A 15,693-nucleotide genomic window follows, 5' to 3' on the forward strand; every position below is an offset into this window, starting at 1 on the left:
CAACGCAGCACGTCAGGACGCCGCCAGCAGCCGGAAACCCTTGTAACCCGCCGCGGCCACCTCGGTACAGATATCCAGGTAAGCGCCGAAACCGCCGATGAACAACATGAATCCGCGTGGTTTACCCGGCACGTTGGCGCCCATGTACCAGGAGTTGGCCCTCGGGAACAGCGTCGCCTCCGCGCGCCGGTTGCACTCGGCGATCCAGTTGTCGACGGCCTCGTCGGTGGCTTCGATCGCGGTGTAGCCGTGCCCGTCGAGATAGGAGATGGCGTCGGCAATCCAGTTCACGTTCGCCTCGGCGTGCAGCACCATGTTGGCGAGCACCGCGGGCGCACCTGGCCCCGAGACGAGGAACAGGTTGGGGAAGCCGTCGACGCCCAGCCCGAGGTAGGTGCGCGGACCATCCGCCCAGTCGTCGCGCAGCCTCTGCGCGCCGCGGCCGACGATGTCGATCTTGGCCAGCGCACCGGTCATCGCGTCGAACCCGGTGGCGAGCACGATAACGTCGACGTCGTAATGGGCGTCGGTGGTGTTGATGCCGTCGGCATCGATCGACACGATCGGTGTCTTACGCACGCTGACCAGGCTCACGTGCGGTTGGTTGAAGGTTTGAAAGTAGTTGGTGTCGGTGCAGATTCGTTTCGTCCCGATGGGATGGTCGTTCGGGATGAGAAGCTCGGCGACTTCGGGGTCGTCGATCACCGCACGAATCTTCTCTTCGTAAAACTTGCGCGCTTCCTCGTTGGCGGCCATATCGATCATCTGATCGCTGAACGTCTTCGAGAACAGCACACCCCCGAGTTCCCAGCGCTTCTCGAACGCGTCGCGGCGCTCCTCGGGCGTGGCCTCCATCGTCAGCTTCGGATGGGCGATGTGCGGTGAGCCGCCGCCGCTGCGCCATGACAGTCGGCGGCGTTCGGCGTAGGTCGCCTTGACCTGGGCGCGGTCCTCGTCGGTCAACGGCCGATTGCCCGCGGGCACACTGTAATTCGGCGTCCGTTGGAAAACGTAGAGCCGATCGGCCTGTTCGGCGATCACCGGTATGGACTGGATGCCCGACGAACCCGTCCCGATCACCGCGACCCGCTTGCCGGTGAAGTCGACGGACTCGTGCGGCCAGTGCGCCGTGTGGTACAGCTCCCCCGCGTAACCGTCCAGGCCCGGAAAGTCCGGCGTCAACGCCGCCGACAGCGGACCGGTCGCCATCACGCAAAACCGCGCGATGACGACCTCACCCGTGTCAGTCGACACCGTCCAACGCAGGTTGTCCTCGTCGACCACGGCCGAGGTGACCCGGGTGTTGAACGTGATGCCGTCGCGCAGGTTCAGTCTGTCGGCGACCCAGTTCAGGTAGCGCAGGATCTCGGCCTGCGTCGCGTACTTCTCCGACCAGTCCCATTCCTGCTCGAGCTGCGGATCGAACGAGTAGCAGTAGTCGACGCTCTCGACGTCGCAGCGCGCTCCCGGGTAGCGGTTGTAGTACCAGGTCCCCCCGATCTCCGGCGCCGCCTCGAACACGCGCACCGACAGGCCCTGCGACCGCAGCCGGTGCAACGCGTACAACCCGGCGAAGCCGGCGCCGACCACCACCGCGTCCACGCTTGACCGCTCCTCGGAGATACCCACGCAGCCACGGTAGGTCGTCGTGGACCCGCCACCGCCGGAGTTTCCCGATGACCGGGCGAAAGAGCGGGGACCGTTCCGCCCATTGGAAGGACCGGTCGACCCGAATACCGCGGACGGTGAAGATCAGCGCATGTCACAGACCGACGCCTGCGGAACGCGGGTCGATGCCACCGTTTGCGTCGAACTGGACGGTAGCCGGCACCACCTCCGCTGGCCGCGCGACAGGACACTGGTCGACGCGATGCTCGACGCCGGTATCGATCCTCCGCACTCGTGCCGGGAGGGTCACTGCGGCTCATGCGTCGCGACCGTGGTCTCCGGCGAGGTCCACATGGCCACCTGCGAAATCCTCGAGCCCGACGACCTGGCCGAGGGCCTGATCCTCGGTTGTCAGGCCCGACCGGTCAGCGACGATCTGCACGTCGAGTACTGAGCCGGAAACGCCGCCCGCTGACCGGGATTTGATCCCGTTCGCGCGTCTGGTGCGGTAGACCATCAAGTGCAGCCGATAGTGAGGACATCAGCATGAGTGAGCGCGTACTCGACCGGGTGATGCAAATGGCCGAGCAGTTCAAGGATCAGGGCGTCGAGGCCGAAAACATCGGACGGTTGACCGACGCCACGGTCAAGTCGATGAAGGCTGCCGGGTCCATCCGCCTGCTGCAGCCCAAGAAGCACGGCGGCTACGAGGCCCACCCGCGCGAATTCGCCGAGACCGTGATGGCCACCGCCGCGCTGGACCCCGCGGCCGGCTGGATCAACGGCGTGGTTGGCGTGCACCCCTATCAGCTCGCCTACGCCGATCCTCGCGTCGGCGAGGAGGTGTGGGCCGACGACATCGACACCTGGATGGCTTCGCCGTACGCGCCGCAGGGTGTGGCCAAGCCCGTCGACGGCGGCTACATCTTCAACGGGCGCTGGCAGTTCAGCTCGGGAACCGACGCGTGCGACTGGATCATCCTCGGCGCGATGATCGGCGATGCGGAGGGCAAACCGCTGATGCCACCGCAGATGCTGCACATGATTCTTCCGCGACCGGACTACGAGATCGTCGAGGACTCGTGGGACGTGGTCGGACTGCGCGGCACCGGTTCCAAGGACGTCATCGTCAAGGATGCCTTCGTGCCGGAGTACCGGACGATGGACGCGATGAAGGTGATGGACGGCACCGCGCAGCGCGAGGCAGGCATGACCGAGCCGCTGTACCTGATGCCGTGGTCGACGATGTTCCCGCTCGGCATCTCCGCCGCCACGATCGGCATCGCCGAGGGCGCGCTGGCCGCGCACCTGGACTACCAGCGTGAGCGCGTGAACTCCAGTGGCGTTGCGATCAAGGACGACCCGTACGTCATGTACGCGATCGGCGAGGCGGCCGCCGACATCAACGCCGCACGCCAGGAACTGCTGGCCAACGCCGACCGCATCTACGACATGGTCGCCGCGGGAAAGGAGGTCAGCTTCGAGGACCGGGCCGCCGGCCGTCGCACCCAGATCCGCGCGGTGTGGCGCGCGGTGTCCGCCGTCGACGAGATCTTCGCCCGCTCGGGCGGCAACGCCGCGCGCATGGACAAGCCGCTGCAGCGGTACTGGCGCGACGTGCACGTCGGCCAGCTGCACGCGATCCACGTGCCCGGCACGGTGTTTCACGCGTCGGCGCTGAGCTCGCTCGGCGTGGATCCGCAGGGTCCGCTGCGGGCGATGATCTAGAAAGGGCACTATGAGCGATCTCAAGAGCCTCGGATACGTCAAGGTTCAGACCACCGACATCGACCGCTGGCGCCACTTCGCGTTCAAGGTGCTCGGCTTCGCAGAGGGCTCCGGCCCCGAGGACGATGCGCTGTATCTGCGGATGGACGAACGTGCCGCGCGCATCATCGTGGTGCCCGGCGACGTCGACAAGATCGTCACCGTCGGGTGGGAGGTCCGCGACCATGCGGCGTTGACGCGCGTGAAGGCGGCCCTCGACGGCGCAGGCGTGGCGGTCAAGGAACTTTCTCTCGAGGAGGCCGACGCTCGTCGCGTCGAGGAGGTGATCGCGTTCGACGATCCCGCGGGGACCTCCACCGAGGTCTTCCACGGCGCGGTGCTCGACCACAGCCCGGTGGTGACGCCGTACGGCGCCCGGTTCGTCACCGGCGATCAGGGGTTGGGTCACGTCGTGCTGCCGGCCCTCGACGTGCCCGGCCTGTTTCAGTTCTACACCGAGGTCCTGGGATTCAAGTCGCGCGGCGCGTTTCGCGTTCCGACGCCGCCGGAGTTCGGGCCGCTGCGGGTGCGGTTCCTCGGGATCAACGCGCGCCATCACAGCCTGGCGATCTGTCCCGCGATGACGTTGCGTGACCCGGGCCTGATCCACCTGATGGTGGAGGTCGACAGCCTCGATGCGGTCGGGCAGGCTCTCGACCGGGTGAACAAGGACGGTTTCCAGCTGTCCTCCACGCTGGGCAGGCACACCAACGACAAGATGGTGTCGTTCTATGTGCGCGCGCCCGGCGACTGGGACATCGAGTTCGGCACCGACGGTATGCGGGTGGACGAAACGTATTACACCGCAGAGGAAATCACCGCCGACAGCTACTGGGGCCACGAGTGGGTGTCCGACCTGCCTGCGGCGATGCGCCCGTGAGCGGCGATATCACTCCCCTCTCCGCGGCCGACATCGCGCAGTGGGACGAGGAGGCCGACGTCGTCATCGCCGGCTTCGGCATCGCCGGGGCGGCCGCGGCGGTGGAAGCCGCACGCGCCGGTGCTGACGCCCTGGTCCTCGAACGCACCGGTTCGTGGGGCGGCGCGGCGTCGATGGCCGGCGGGTTCATCTACCTGGGCGGCGGAACACCCATCCAAAAGGCTTGTGGTTTCGACGACTCCGTCGCGAACATGGCGGCGTACCTCAACGTCGCTATGGGACCGGGGGCCGACGAGAAGCGCATCGCCGACTACTGCGACGGCAGCCTCGAGCATTTCGACTGGCTCGTCGGCTGCGGCGTTCAGTTCAAGCCGGAGTTCTTCGGCGAGCCCGGCTGGGAGCCGATGGGCGATCAGGGGCTGATGTACAGCGGCGGGGAGAACTCCTACCCGTTCAACACGATTGCGACGCCCGCGCCGCGCGGACACGTCCCGCAGATGTCGAACAAGAAGCAGGGCGAGGCGAGCGCCGGCTACATGCTGATGAAGCCGCTCGTGGAGACGGCCACCGCGGCCGGGGCGCGGGCGATCTACGACGTTCGTGTGCAACGGTTGGTCGTCGAGTCCGACGGCCGGGTGGTCGGTGTGTACGCGCGCCGGTACGGCGAAGAGATCGCCGTGCGGGCGCGTCGCGGAGTGGTGCTGGCGATGGGCAGCTTCGCCTACAACGAGGCCATGGTCGCTCAGTACGCGCCGCGCATCGCCGGCCGACCCGCCGCCGCCATCGAGCAGCACGACGGTCAGGCGATCCGGATGGCGCAGGCACTGGGCGCCGACCTCGCCCACATGGACGCTACCGAGGTGGCCATCTTCATCGATCCGCAGCAGCTGGTGCGGAGCATCCTCGTCAACGGCCGCGGTCAGCGCTACGTCGCCGAGGACACCTATCCCGGCAGGGTCGGGCAGCTGACCTTGTATCACCAGGACAACACGGCGTTCCTGATCATCGACGAGAAGTCCCAGGAGGAGGCGATGGCCTCGCTGTCGCCGCAGCTGATGCTTCGCCCACCGACCTGGGTGTGCGAGACCGTCGCCGAACTCGAATCCGAGATGGGTCTGCCGACGGGATCGCTTCAGGCGACCGTCTCCGCCTACAACGCCGGCGCCGCCGCGGGCGAGGATCCGCTGCTGCACAAAAAGCCGCAGTGGTTGCGACCGATCGGCACGCCGGTTGGCGCGATCGACCTGCGCGAGAGCACCGGCGGATTCACCCTTGGCGGGCTCCTGACGTCGCTCGACGCGGAGGTTCTGCACGTCAGCGGCGAGCCCATCCCCGGTCTGTTCGCCGCGGGCCGCTGCACCGCGGGCCTGGCCGCATGGGGTTACGCGAGCGGGATCTCGTTGGGCGACGGCAGTTTCTACGGCCGACGGGCGGGACGCAGCGCGGCGGCCGCCTAGTTCCCGACCCTCGTCCGCGTGGTACACGATGGACGCATGAAGGCCGTCAGCTGTGAACGTGGCACCCTGTCCGTCGTCGACCTCCCGTCCCCCGCACCCTCCCGCGGGCAGTTGGTGCTCGAGGTGCGTCGCTGCGGTATCTGTGGATCCGACCTACACGCCAAGGACCACGCCGACGAGTTGACCGACGTGATGGATGAAGTCGGTTATCCGGACTTCATGCGCCAGGACACGCCGGTCGTGTTGGGCCACGAGTTCGTCGGCGAAGTGGCCGAGCGCGGCCCCGGTGCGCCCAAGGAGTTCAGGGCCGGAGCTCCCGTGGTGTCGTTTCCCATGGTTCGGGCGGCAGGCGGCGTGCACATGACCGGGCTGTCGCCGCTGGCGCCCGGCGCGTACGCCGAGCACGTCCTCGCCGAAGCCTCGATGAGCTTCGTCGTCCCCAACGGGCTCGACCTCGACATCGCCGCGCTGACCGAACCAATGGCGGTGGCGCTGCATGCCGTGCGCCGCAGCCAGATTGGCAAGCGAGACGTCGCGATCGTGATCGGTTGTGGCCCGGTCGGTCTCGCGGTGATCTGCCATCTCAGATCGCTCGGCGTGCAGACCATCGTGGCGAGCGACTTCTCCGCGACCCGTCGCGAGATGGCGTCGCGCTGCGGGGCCGATGTCGTCGTCGATCCCGCCGTCGACTCTCCCTACACGGCCGCCGGCGAGTCCCGGACCATCACCGAGGCGCAGCAGCTGTTCGAACTCGCCGTCGGCTCGATGGAGAAGCTGCGCCGCGTGCCCGGCTGGTCGCATCTGTACCGGATCGCCGACAAGGTGGGCGCAGCGTCGCCGAAGCGGCCGGTGGTCTTTGAATGCGTCGGCGTGCCCGGGATCATCGACGGCATCGTGCGGGCGGCGCCCGTGCAGTCGCGGGTCGTCGTGGTCGGCGTGTGTATGGGCACCGACCACTTCCGTCCTGCGGTGGCGAACGGCAAGGACATCGACCTGCGGTTCGTGTTCGGCTACACGCCGCTGGAGTTCCGCGACACGCTGCACCTGCTCGCCGACGGCAAGGTGGACGCCTCCGCACTCGCCACGGGCACGGTGGGCCTGGGCGGCGTGGCCCGCGCCTTCGAGGTCCTGGGCACGGCCGAAGCGCACGCCAAGATCCTGATCGACCCGCAGAGCGACGCCGTTTCGCCCTAAGCGGGTTGATCCCACGCACCCGGTGCGTGGGATCAACCCGTGAGAGACACGCCGACTCGAGGCCCGACGCCGCAGGTCGTTGACGTGATCGAAAGTAAATTGCGTCGATCGTGTGACACCCCGCACAGCGACGTGCTACAAATAGGCATATTCCTATTAGAAATACCGCCTGCCTGTCGCAGGTCACTCTTCGGAGGCCACATGACAACGACTGTCGAAACACCCAGCGCCGTCCTCGACCGCGTATCGCTGGTTCTTGACGCCTTCGACGGCCCGGGCCGACTGACACTCGCGCAGATCGTTCGCCGCACCGGGCTCCCCCGCTCGTCGGCACACCGCATGCTGGAGCGTCTCGTCCAGCTGCGCTGGCTACGACGCAACGGGCGCGACTACGAGTTGGGCATGCGGCTGGTCGAGTTGGGTTCGCTCGCAGTGCACCAGGACCGCCTGCACCGCGCCGCGGTGCCTCTGCTGCACGATCTGCACCGCGCCACCGGCCTCGTCGTGCACCTGGCCGTCCTCGACGGCACCGACGTCGTGTACCTGGAGAAGGTCGGTGGCGGGTTGGGCGCAGCCATACCCAGCCGCGTCGGAGGGCGTCACCCCGCTCACTGTTCGGCCTTGGGTAAGGCGATGCTGGCGTCCGTGGGTGACCTGGACTACGACGCCATCGACCTGACGAGCCGGCGCACCAAGTACTCCATCGCATCGCCCGCCCATCTGCGCGCCGAACTCGCCAAAGCGCGCTCGCATGGCATCGCGTTCGACCGTGAAGAGGCCCTAACCGGATTCGGTTGTGTCGCAGCGCCGATCGGCGGTCAGGGCGAGGCCGTGGCGGCCGTGTCGGTGTGCGGCCCGATGAACCGCATGATGTTCGACCAGCGTCTCGTCGCGCCGGTGCGGATGACGGCCATGGCGGTGTGGCGAAACGCCGAGGACGGCCCGCGGCGGGTGGCGCCGACGCTGCAGCAGGCCCGGCCGCTGCGGAACATGCCCGCTCCGCGGCCCACGGCCCCCCGCGAACCGGTGCTGCAGTACGCGTGACGCTCGATCCGCAGATCGCCGACCTGATCGAGGCGCTGGACACCGGCTTCCCGCCGGTGCACACCATGACCGGCGCGCAGGCACGAGAGACGATCCGATCGCGCTTCGTGCCTCCCGCACAGCCCGAGGCCGTCGAGTCGGTCGACGACGTCACCGTTGCAGACGATGTCCCGGTTCGGATCTACCGACCGGCGTCGGATGTCGCGCTGCCGGTGGTGGTGTACGCCCACGGCGGAGGGTTCGTGTTCTGCGACCTCGACAGCCATGACGGGCTGTGCCGCAACCTGGCTAATCTCCTCACCGCGGTGGTGATCTCGGTCGACTACCGGCTCGCGCCCGCGCATCCTTGGCCCGCCGCCGCGGAGGATGTGTACGCCGCGACGTGCTGGGCGGCCGAGCACGCCGCGGAACTCGGTGGCGACCCGGACCGACTGGGGGTCGCGGGCGACAGCGCAGGCGGCAACCTCGCGGCGGTCACCACGCTGATGGCACGCGACCGCGGTGGGCCTGCACTGTCCGCCCAATTGCTGATCTACCCGATGATCGCCGCGGACTTCGAAACCGAGTCATACCGCTTGTACGGCAAGGGTTTCTACAACCCGCGTCCCGCGTTGCAGTGGTACTGGGACCAGTACGTGCCCTCCCCCGTCGACCGCATCCACCCGTATGCGTCGCCGCTGCAGGCGCACCTCGACGGACTGCCGCCGGCGGTGGTGGTGATCGCCGGTCACGATCCGCTGCGCGACGAGGGTATCGCGTATGCCGATGCGTTGGAAAACGCCGGTGTCACCGTGGCGCGGTGCACGTTCGACGGCGGGATCCACGGATTCATGACGATGCCGATGCTCGACATCGCCCACCAGGCGCGGCGTCAGGCCAGCCAAGAGCTCGCGAAGTTGTTGTGAGGCTTGCTACTAGGCCTTGGTGACCGGCCCGTAGCGCTGGTGTGGGTCGAGCACGCAGTGTGTCCGGCCGAACACCGTGACCATGCATTTGTTGTTGTGGTTGCAGCGGCTACGGGTGTCGTGATCGGCGGTCATCGCGTTCACCAGGTCGGGTTCGCGGAGCAGCGCTCTGCCCATCGCCATGAAGTCGAAGCCCTCGCGCAGCCCGGTCTGGAGGTGGTCGTAGTTCGTGATGCCGCCCAGCAGAATCAGTTTGGTGTTGCCGATGACGTGCACGAACTGCCGCGCCGCGTCGAGCATGTAGAGATCGCGGTACGGATAACTGCCCATGACCCGCTTGCCCGCCAGGCGTACGCCAGGCCGCAGCGCGGAGGGCATCACCTCGGCGAATTCCTTGACCGGAACGTCGCCCCGGAACAGGTACATCGGTTTGTGGACCGATGACCCCTGAGTGAGTTCGATGGCGTCCAGCGTGGAGTCGGCGTCGAGCAGCTGCGCGGTCCGCAGGGCCTCGTCGATCCAGATGCTGCCGGGCAGACCGTCGTCCATGTCGAGTTTGGCGATGACGGCGATCTGGTCCTTCACGACGTCTTTGACCCGGGTCGCGATTTCGCGGACCAACCGCGACCGGTTGTCAATGGAACCGCCGTACTGGTCCTTGCGCCGGTTGATCCGCGCGCTGAGGAACGAACTCGGTAGGTAGAGATGGCCGAAGTGCAATTCAACGGCGTCGAAGCCGGCGTCGATGGCCACCTGCGCCGCCGCCGCGAATTGTTCGATCACCGCGCGGATCTCGTCGCGCGTGATCTCGCGACAGTAGGCGAAGGAGGTGGGGTTGACGAAGCGGCTCGGGGCGACCGCGGTGACCCCGGTCAACTTCTTCGGAGCGACGACACCGGCGTGGCCGAGCTGCGCCGAGATCGCCGCGCCTGCCGCGTGCACCGCGTCGGTGAGCCTGCGCAGTCCGGGCAGCGCCGCCGGGCTCATCACGATCTGACCAGGCGCGCTGGCGCCCTCCTTGGAGACGCAGCAGTACGCCACCGTCGTCATTCCCACGCCGCCCTTGGCGAACGCGACGTGGAAGTCGATCAGGTCGTCGGTGACCAAGCCGTCCGGCGAGCGGCCCTCCGACGTCGCGGCCTTGATGACCCGGTTGCGCAGCTTCACGGGACCGAGCCGGGCCGGCGCGAACGGCTCCAGCGTCTCAACGGTCATCGGCCCACCGTGCTCCGCGGAACGGTCGCGGTCAACGGTGTCATCCCGATGGCCGGGAGCGTCATCCTCACCACGATCGCCGTCGCCCTAGTGTGCGGATCATGGCCGACGGTGAGGTGTTCGTCATCGACCGGGTCGTCACCCGGCCGGGATGCGCACGGCGATTCGTCGACACGTACCTGACCGAGTACGCGCCGGGTGCGCGGGATCGTGGCATGACGCTTCGCGACGTGCTCGTCAGCCCGCCGATATGGTTCGACGACCGGTCCAACGTGATCACCGTGACGTGGTCGCTGCCGAGTCCCCAGGCGTGGTGGGAGATGACGTGGAAGGGCAGGCCTGACGCCACACTCGGGCCGTGGTGGGATGGCGTGGCCGACCTGGTTGTCGAGCGCACCCGTAACGTTGCCGCCGCCGCGGGCGATGTCGACGGATTGTGCGATGTATAGCGTCATCCGCCTGATCGACGCCGCCGAAGCGGGACGCGAGCGTCTGCTGAAGGAGCTGCGCGGAGCCGCGGCGGTCAGCGGCGCGGCCCACGCCCTGGTGCAGCCGACGCTGCCGGGCGTGCGCAACGGCGGCGATATCCTCGTGCACCTGCGGTTCCGCGAAGCCAACGAGTGGTCCTCGGCGGCAACGTCTTTCGATGCGGTGTTCGACTGTCCCGAGGTCAACCGCGTCAACGGCGCCACCTACACCGGCGACGCGAGCGTTGCCCGCGACGTCTCGGCCACTGTGTACCGGACGCTGCTGCTTCGCGTGCAACCGGACACCGACGACGCCACGGTGGCGCGGTTCGAGGACGATCTGCGGCTGCTCCCCCGCTACGTCACCTCGATCGGCACTTGGCAACTCAGTCGCGTCGACTCGGCCGTCGGCGCCTCACCGTGGACCCACGTCTTCGAGCAGGAGTTCCGCGACCTCGACGGTCTGACCGGTCCGTACCTCATGCATCCGATTCACTGGGCGTACGTCGACCGGTGGTTCGACCCCGAGTGTCCCGACGTGATCGTCCGCGACCGGGTCTGCCACAGCTTCTGCAGCATGGAGTGACCTGGCGGCTTATGCGTCGAGTTCTGCAGCAGGGCTGTGAAATCGCGCGATCCGCGACCCTCCCGCAGAAATCGCGCTAAAGACCGGCCGGCAGGATGTTTGGGTTGGCCGTCGCGGGAGGCTCCAAGGGCGGCAACTCGGTGACGCCATCGAGAGAGTGCACGGTCAGTCCCTGCGACCACGGATAGTGCAGGCTGAACGCGACCAGGCCGGTGCGCTCGGCGGCAGGCCGGTGACACATCGAGAGTACGGTCTCGGCGAGGTACTCCACCGGTTCGGTGGGGAAGCTGTCCGGGATGAGTTGTGCCGCACCGGGAGTGCGGATGGCAGTGGAAGGACCGACACAGTTCACCGCGATGTTCGCGTCGACCAACTCGGCAGCCACCCCCTGCGTGAAACGGTGCAGGGCCGCCTTGCAGGAAGCATAGACGACGTCACCCGACGACTTGTTGTACTCGCGGTACGGCCGCACCGGGGCGACGCCCGTCACCGACCCGATGTTGACGATCCAGCCTGCACCCCGTTCCCGCATGTGGGGCACGGCGGCCTTGGTCAGCACGAACGGCGTGCGCAGATAGTGCTCGACGGTGCGGTCGAAGGTGTCCAGGCCCATGTCCTCGACGCAGGCATAATCGGCGAAACCCGCGTTGTTGACGAGAATGTCCAGCCCACCCGCGCGTTCGACCACCTCGTCGACCAACCCGCCCCGTTGGTCGGGGTCTTCGAGGTCGGCGGCGATGCCGATCGCGGTGCCGCCCGCCCCCTCGATCAGCTCGACGGTCTCGGCGATCGTCCCCGGCAGGGCCGTCGCCGCACCGCCGCGTATCGACGCCGACGGCTCGAACGATCGCGCGGTGACCACCACAGTCGCGCCCTCGGCGGAAAGGCGTTGCGCCACAGCGCGTCCGATGCCTCGGCTACTGCCGGTGACCAGCGCCGTCTTGCCTGCGAGCAGGCCGGTCATCGGATCACGAAGTGTTCTTCGACGGGCGCGCGATGCTGGTGCCAGATGTCGACCAGGCGGTACGGCGTCGCGACGACCACGCGACCGGATGCCGAACGGTAGTAGGTGTGCGCGTTCGGGGTGTGGCACCACACCGTCCGCGACATCGCCTCGTCGATCTGCGCGACGTAATCGTCGTAGGCCTCCCGCGTCACCTCGATGGTGTCGGCATCGCGCAGCGCGAGCAGTTGCAGACACTCAACGATGTAGTGCGCGAGCACCTCCATCGAGAAGTTGGCGCCCGCACCGTGGCCCGGGCTGTAGTTGGGCGCCGAGGTGATGAACAGGTTCGGGAAGCCCGGCACCGTGCCGCCGCGGTACGCGCGGGGACTGTCGCCCCACTCCTCGCGCAGTGTCCTGCCGTCGCGACCGCGGATGTCGACCGTGGACAGGAAGTCGAGGTGATAGCCGGTGGCGTAGATGATCACGTCGAGATCGATCTGCCGCCCGTCTTCTGTGACGATGCCTGCGGCGTTGACGGCGGCCGGTTCGCTCGCCTCCATGTCGACGTGCTCCCGCGTCAGCGCTGCGTAGTAGCCGCCCGGGTCGCGAATGATGCGCTTACCGTACGGCGCGAAGTCGGGGGTGACCTTCTTCGCCAATTCCGATCCCTCGCCGAACGTCTCGTTGATGTACTCCAAGCACATCTGCAGCAGGACGTCGTTGGCTTGCGAGATCGACAAATGGTCCTTCGCCCACTCGGGGTCGCGCAGGATGACGGGATAGTTGTTGTCGGCCGTCGCCCAATAGGACTTCAGCCGGTGCCAGTTCGCGTAATACGGCACGTGCCGTCCGAGGAACCGCCGGAATTCGGGGACATCGTCGGACAACCGCTTTCGCGGAGCCACCCAGTGCGGTTGCCGTTGGAAAACGGTCAGGTGTTCGACCTCGTCCACACACGCGTCGACGATCTGTACGGCCGTGCATCCCGCGCCGATAACGGCGACCCGCTTACCGGTGAGGTCCAGCGAAGGATCCCACAGCGCCGAGTGAATACTGGTGCCCTCGAACGATTCTCGGCCGGCAACATCGGGAAACCGTGGCCGGTTGAGATAGCCGGCGGCGGTGACGACCACTCGGGCGTAGCTGACGTCGCGGTTCCCGTCGCGGTCGACCGCGTGGATCTGCCACTGGTTTCGCGCGTCGTCCCACCACAGCGCCTCGACCTCGGTGCCGAACCGGGTGTGCTCACGCAGTCCGTGCCTGTCGGCGAGCGACACCAGGTAGTTCTGGTATTCCGCGCCCTGCGGGTAGTAGCTCGACCAGTCGGGGTTGACCTCCCGCGACAGCGAGTAGTACGCCGACGGCGTGTCGACACCGATACCGGGATACTTCGTCGTCAACCAGGTGCCGCCGACCTCGTCGTTGCGGTCGAAGATCTGATACCGCACCCCGGCGTCGGCTGCGGCCAGCGCGGTGATGATGCCCGCGATGCCCGCGCCGACGATCGCGACATTCGTCGTCGGCGGGATCGGCACGGTGCGCGGCAACGTCGGCTGGGAGAGGTGAAAACCGCCCTGCTCGAGCAGGAGCGGAACGAACTCGTCGTCGACGTCGGAGCCGAGCGCCACCGGCAGCGCGCGGGTGAACAGATCGATATCGTCGGCGGCCATCGCCCCTTCGGCCCGCGGCGAGGACAGCGCCGAGACGACCGCATCGACAAGCGCCGCCATGGTGTCGGCGTCGGTGACGCCTGCGCGCTCGGGCGGATCGGGGATGTGCGTGATCTTGGGCCCGAACCGGTCGAGCACCGACGGGTCACCCGTCAGCTGCGCCAGCACCGCGACCAGGACGCCGGGGTCCGCCTGAGCGAGGTTCGCCCTCAGTTCATCGCGGTCGACGTCCGCGGCGTGCGGCGACGGTATTGCTCGAGCGTCTGCAGTCACGGGCACAAGTATCGGCGCAGCACGGCCGACCGGGCAGTGCCCTGCCTACTGAGCGGGACATCGGTCCTCGCCCCACGCCAGACATGCTTACGCTGCCCGCCATGGATCTGGATGCGGTGGTCGAGCAGGCACGCAGCCACACTCTGGGCGACATCCCACGCCGCTCGGCCCGCAGGCAACCCGACAAGACCGCGATCATCGATGGCGACACGGTGTTGACGTTCGCCGAGTTCGACCAGCTCGTGGACCGGGCCGCGGCGGCGTTGCAGGACAACGGCTTCCGTCCCGGTGACCGGGTGGCGCTGCTGGCGCGCAACTGTTGGCAGTATGCGGTGCTCGCCTTCGCCACCGCCCGCGCAGCGGTGGTGTTGGTGCCGGTCAACTTCATGCTGACGGCCGAGGAGATCGCCTACATCCTCGGCCACAGCAAGGCAGAGGGCTTCATCGTCGAAGCCGAGCTGACAGGCGTCGCGCAGGACGCCATGCGCATCGACGGAGCGGTTCGCACCAGGGCCGCGATCGTCCGGACCGGACAGAGCGTTCCGCCGGGCTGGGACGACTTCGCGCAGTGGCTGTCCACCGCGGCCCCCTCGCCGAATCCCCGCATCGACGACGACCAGCTGGTGCGGTTGATGTACACCAGCGGCACGGAGTCGCGGCCCAAGGGCGCGATGCACACGAGCCGCAGCCTGATGTGGCAGTACGTCAGCACCATCGTCGCCGGTTCGATGGCCGGCGACGACGTCGAAATCCATTCGCTGCCGCTGTATCACTGCGCGCAGCTGGACAACTTCCTGGCCACCGACATCTATCTCGGTGCGACCAGCATCATCCTGCCCGGGCCCGATCCCGAAACGGTGCTGCGCACGATCGCCCGCTACGGGGTGACCAACTACTTCGCGCCTCCGACGGTCTGGATCAGCCTGTTGCGTTGTCCGGTGTTCGACGAGGTCGATCTGTCGAGCCTGCGCAAGGGCTACTACGGCGCTTCGGCGATGCCGATCGAGATCCTCGCCGAGATCCGCGACCGGCTGCCGAACCTCAGGTTGTGGAACTTCTACGGCCAGACCGAGTTGGCACCGCTGGCGTCCGCGCTCGGACCCGACGAGCAGGACACCCACGCCGGTTCGGCGGGACGCCCGGTGGTCAACGTCGAGACGACGATCCTCGACGAGGACGACGCCCCGGTCGCCCCCGGCGTGGTGGGTGAGATCGCCCACCGCAGCCCCCATCTGATGCTCGGCTATCTCGACGACCCGGCCAAGACGGCGGAGGCGTTCCGCGGCGGTTGGTTCCACTCCGGCGATCTCGGTTACTACGACGAACACGGCCTGCTACACGTGGTCGACCGCAAGAAGGACATGATCAAGACGGGTGGCGAGAACGTTGCCAGCCGCGAGGTCGAGGAAGTCCTCTACCGGCACAACGGGGTTCAGGAGGTCGCCGTCTTCGGCCTTCCCCATCCGACGTGGGTCGAGACCGTGGTCGCCGCGGTGGTGTCCCGCGAGGGCGCCAACCTGACCGAGGATGACCTGATCGCGCATTGCCGGCAGCATCTGGCCGGGTTCAAGACCCCCAAGCACGTCCACTTCGTCGACGCACTGCCGAAGAATCCGAGCGGCAAGCTGCTGAAACGTCAACTGCGCGAACGCTTCGCGGCCGAACCGCTGAGCCGCTGAGC

At 67.5% G+C, this 15,693-nt stretch carries 14 protein-coding genes; 10 read left to right on the forward strand and 4 right to left on the reverse strand.

Going from position 1 to position 15,693, the window contains the following annotated elements; all coding sequences use genetic code 11:
- Window positions 1-12: 12 nt before the first annotated feature.
- Window positions 13-1,629 carry a flavin-containing monooxygenase gene (locus CEX87_RS06495; RefSeq protein ID WP_094286495.1) on the reverse strand — a complete coding sequence of 539 codons (1,617 nt, stop codon included), beginning with the start codon at window positions 1,627-1,629 and terminating at the stop codon, window positions 13-15.
- Between the two features lie 130 nt (window positions 1,630-1,759).
- On the opposite strand from CEX87_RS06495, the gene CEX87_RS06500 reads away from it, so the two are divergent.
- The 7 genes from CEX87_RS06500 to CEX87_RS06530 all read left to right on the forward strand — a co-directional run bounded on the left by CEX87_RS06500 (window position 1,760) and on the right by CEX87_RS06530 (window position 8,855).
- Window positions 1,760-2,062: a 2Fe-2S iron-sulfur cluster-binding protein gene (locus CEX87_RS06500; protein ID WP_094286579.1), complete on the forward strand. Its 303-nt coding sequence runs from the start codon at window positions 1,760-1,762 to the stop codon at window positions 2,060-2,062.
- Window positions 2,063-2,154: 92 nt separating this feature from the next.
- Window positions 2,155-3,336, forward strand: a complete 1,182-nt coding sequence (locus CEX87_RS06505) for an acyl-CoA dehydrogenase family protein (protein WP_094286497.1) — start codon at window positions 2,155-2,157, stop codon at window positions 3,334-3,336.
- A 10-nt stretch (window positions 3,337-3,346) separates the two neighbouring features.
- A complete protein-coding gene (gene bphC / locus CEX87_RS06510; protein ID WP_094286499.1) occupies window positions 3,347-4,255 on the forward strand; it encodes a biphenyl-2,3-diol 1,2-dioxygenase in 909 nt (302 codons plus the stop codon).
- Window positions 4,252-5,712: an FAD-dependent oxidoreductase gene (locus CEX87_RS06515; RefSeq protein ID WP_094286501.1), complete on the forward strand. Its 1,461-nt coding sequence runs from the start codon at window positions 4,252-4,254 to the stop codon at window positions 5,710-5,712. Before bphC ends, CEX87_RS06515 begins: the two co-directional genes overlap by 4 nt.
- 36 nt (window positions 5,713-5,748) lie before the next feature.
- The gene (locus CEX87_RS06520; RefSeq protein WP_094286503.1) at window positions 5,749-6,906 is read left to right on the forward strand and encodes a zinc-binding dehydrogenase; all 1,158 of its coding nucleotides are present in this window, start codon (window positions 5,749-5,751) and stop codon (window positions 6,904-6,906) included.
- A gap of 201 nt (window positions 6,907-7,107) precedes the next feature.
- Window positions 7,108-7,950 (forward strand): IclR family transcriptional regulator, encoded by an 843-nt coding sequence (locus CEX87_RS06525; RefSeq protein ID WP_094286505.1) that lies wholly within the window; start codon window positions 7,108-7,110, stop codon window positions 7,948-7,950.
- Window positions 7,947-8,855, forward strand: a complete 909-nt coding sequence (locus tag CEX87_RS06530) for an alpha/beta hydrolase (protein ID WP_094286507.1) — start codon at window positions 7,947-7,949, stop codon at window positions 8,853-8,855. Before CEX87_RS06525 ends, CEX87_RS06530 begins: the two co-directional genes overlap by 4 nt.
- Window positions 8,856-8,864: 9 nt before the next feature.
- Here the strand turns inward: CEX87_RS06530 and CEX87_RS06535 are convergent, their stop codons facing one another.
- On the reverse strand, window positions 8,865-10,070 hold the full coding sequence (locus CEX87_RS06535) for an NADH:flavin oxidoreductase (protein WP_094286509.1): 1,206 nt from the start codon (window positions 10,068-10,070) through the stop codon (window positions 8,865-8,867).
- Window positions 10,071-10,171: 101 nt separating this feature from the next.
- Between CEX87_RS06535 and CEX87_RS06540 the strand changes: the two genes are divergently transcribed.
- The gene (locus CEX87_RS06540) at window positions 10,172-10,519 is read left to right on the forward strand and encodes a hypothetical protein (protein WP_094286581.1); all 348 of its coding nucleotides are present in this window, start codon (window positions 10,172-10,174) and stop codon (window positions 10,517-10,519) included.
- Window positions 10,512-11,123 (forward strand): Dabb family protein, encoded by a 612-nt coding sequence (locus CEX87_RS06545; RefSeq protein ID WP_094286511.1) that lies wholly within the window; start codon window positions 10,512-10,514, stop codon window positions 11,121-11,123. Before CEX87_RS06540 ends, CEX87_RS06545 begins: the two co-directional genes overlap by 8 nt.
- 76 nt (window positions 11,124-11,199) lie before the next feature.
- Here CEX87_RS06545 and CEX87_RS06550 read toward each other — a convergent pair whose 3' ends face one another.
- Complete coding sequence (locus CEX87_RS06550; RefSeq protein WP_094286513.1) at window positions 11,200-12,087, reverse strand: SDR family NAD(P)-dependent oxidoreductase; 888 nt, start codon at window positions 12,085-12,087, stop codon at window positions 11,200-11,202.
- Window positions 12,084-14,012 (reverse strand): flavin-containing monooxygenase, encoded by a 1,929-nt coding sequence (locus CEX87_RS06555; RefSeq protein ID WP_064394174.1) that lies wholly within the window; start codon window positions 14,010-14,012, stop codon window positions 12,084-12,086. Before CEX87_RS06555 ends, CEX87_RS06550 begins: the two co-directional genes overlap by 4 nt.
- A gap of 101 nt (window positions 14,013-14,113) precedes the next feature.
- On the opposite strand from CEX87_RS06555, the gene CEX87_RS06560 reads away from it, so the two are divergent.
- A complete protein-coding gene (locus CEX87_RS06560) occupies window positions 14,114-15,691 on the forward strand; it encodes an acyl-CoA synthetase (protein WP_416171889.1) in 1,578 nt (525 codons plus the stop codon).
- The last annotated feature ends 2 nt before the right edge of the window (window positions 15,692-15,693 follow it).

The organism is Mycobacterium lehmannii (assembly GCF_002245535.1).
In the GTDB taxonomy this organism is placed as follows: domain Bacteria; phylum Actinomycetota; class Actinomycetes; order Mycobacteriales; family Mycobacteriaceae; genus Mycobacterium; species Mycobacterium lehmannii.

Excerpts from the sequence above, each read along its gene's own strand:
- CEX87_RS06500 (WP_094286579.1), top strand. The coding sequence starts at position 1,760 with ATGTCACAGACCGACGCCTGCGGAACGCGGGTCGATGCCACCGTTTGC.
- CEX87_RS06505 (WP_094286497.1), top strand. The coding sequence starts at position 2,155 with ATGAGTGAGCGCGTACTCGACCGGGTGATGCAAATGGCCGAGCAGTTC.
- bphC (WP_094286499.1), top strand. The coding sequence starts at position 3,347 with ATGAGCGATCTCAAGAGCCTCGGATACGTCAAGGTTCAGACCACCGAC.
- CEX87_RS06520 (WP_094286503.1), top strand. The coding sequence starts at position 5,749 with ATGAAGGCCGTCAGCTGTGAACGTGGCACCCTGTCCGTCGTCGACCTC.
- CEX87_RS06525 (WP_094286505.1), top strand. The coding sequence starts at position 7,108 with ATGACAACGACTGTCGAAACACCCAGCGCCGTCCTCGACCGCGTATCG.
- CEX87_RS06535 (WP_094286509.1), bottom strand. The coding sequence starts at position 10,070 with ATGACCGTTGAGACGCTGGAGCCGTTCGCGCCGGCCCGGCTCGGTCCC.
- CEX87_RS06540 (WP_094286581.1), top strand. The coding sequence starts at position 10,172 with ATGGCCGACGGTGAGGTGTTCGTCATCGACCGGGTCGTCACCCGGCCG.
- CEX87_RS06545 (WP_094286511.1), top strand. The coding sequence starts at position 10,512 with ATGTATAGCGTCATCCGCCTGATCGACGCCGCCGAAGCGGGACGCGAG.
- CEX87_RS06550 (WP_094286513.1), bottom strand. The coding sequence starts at position 12,087 with ATGACCGGCCTGCTCGCAGGCAAGACGGCGCTGGTCACCGGCAGTAGC.
- CEX87_RS06560 (WP_416171889.1), top strand. The coding sequence starts at position 14,114 with ATGGATCTGGATGCGGTGGTCGAGCAGGCACGCAGCCACACTCTGGGC.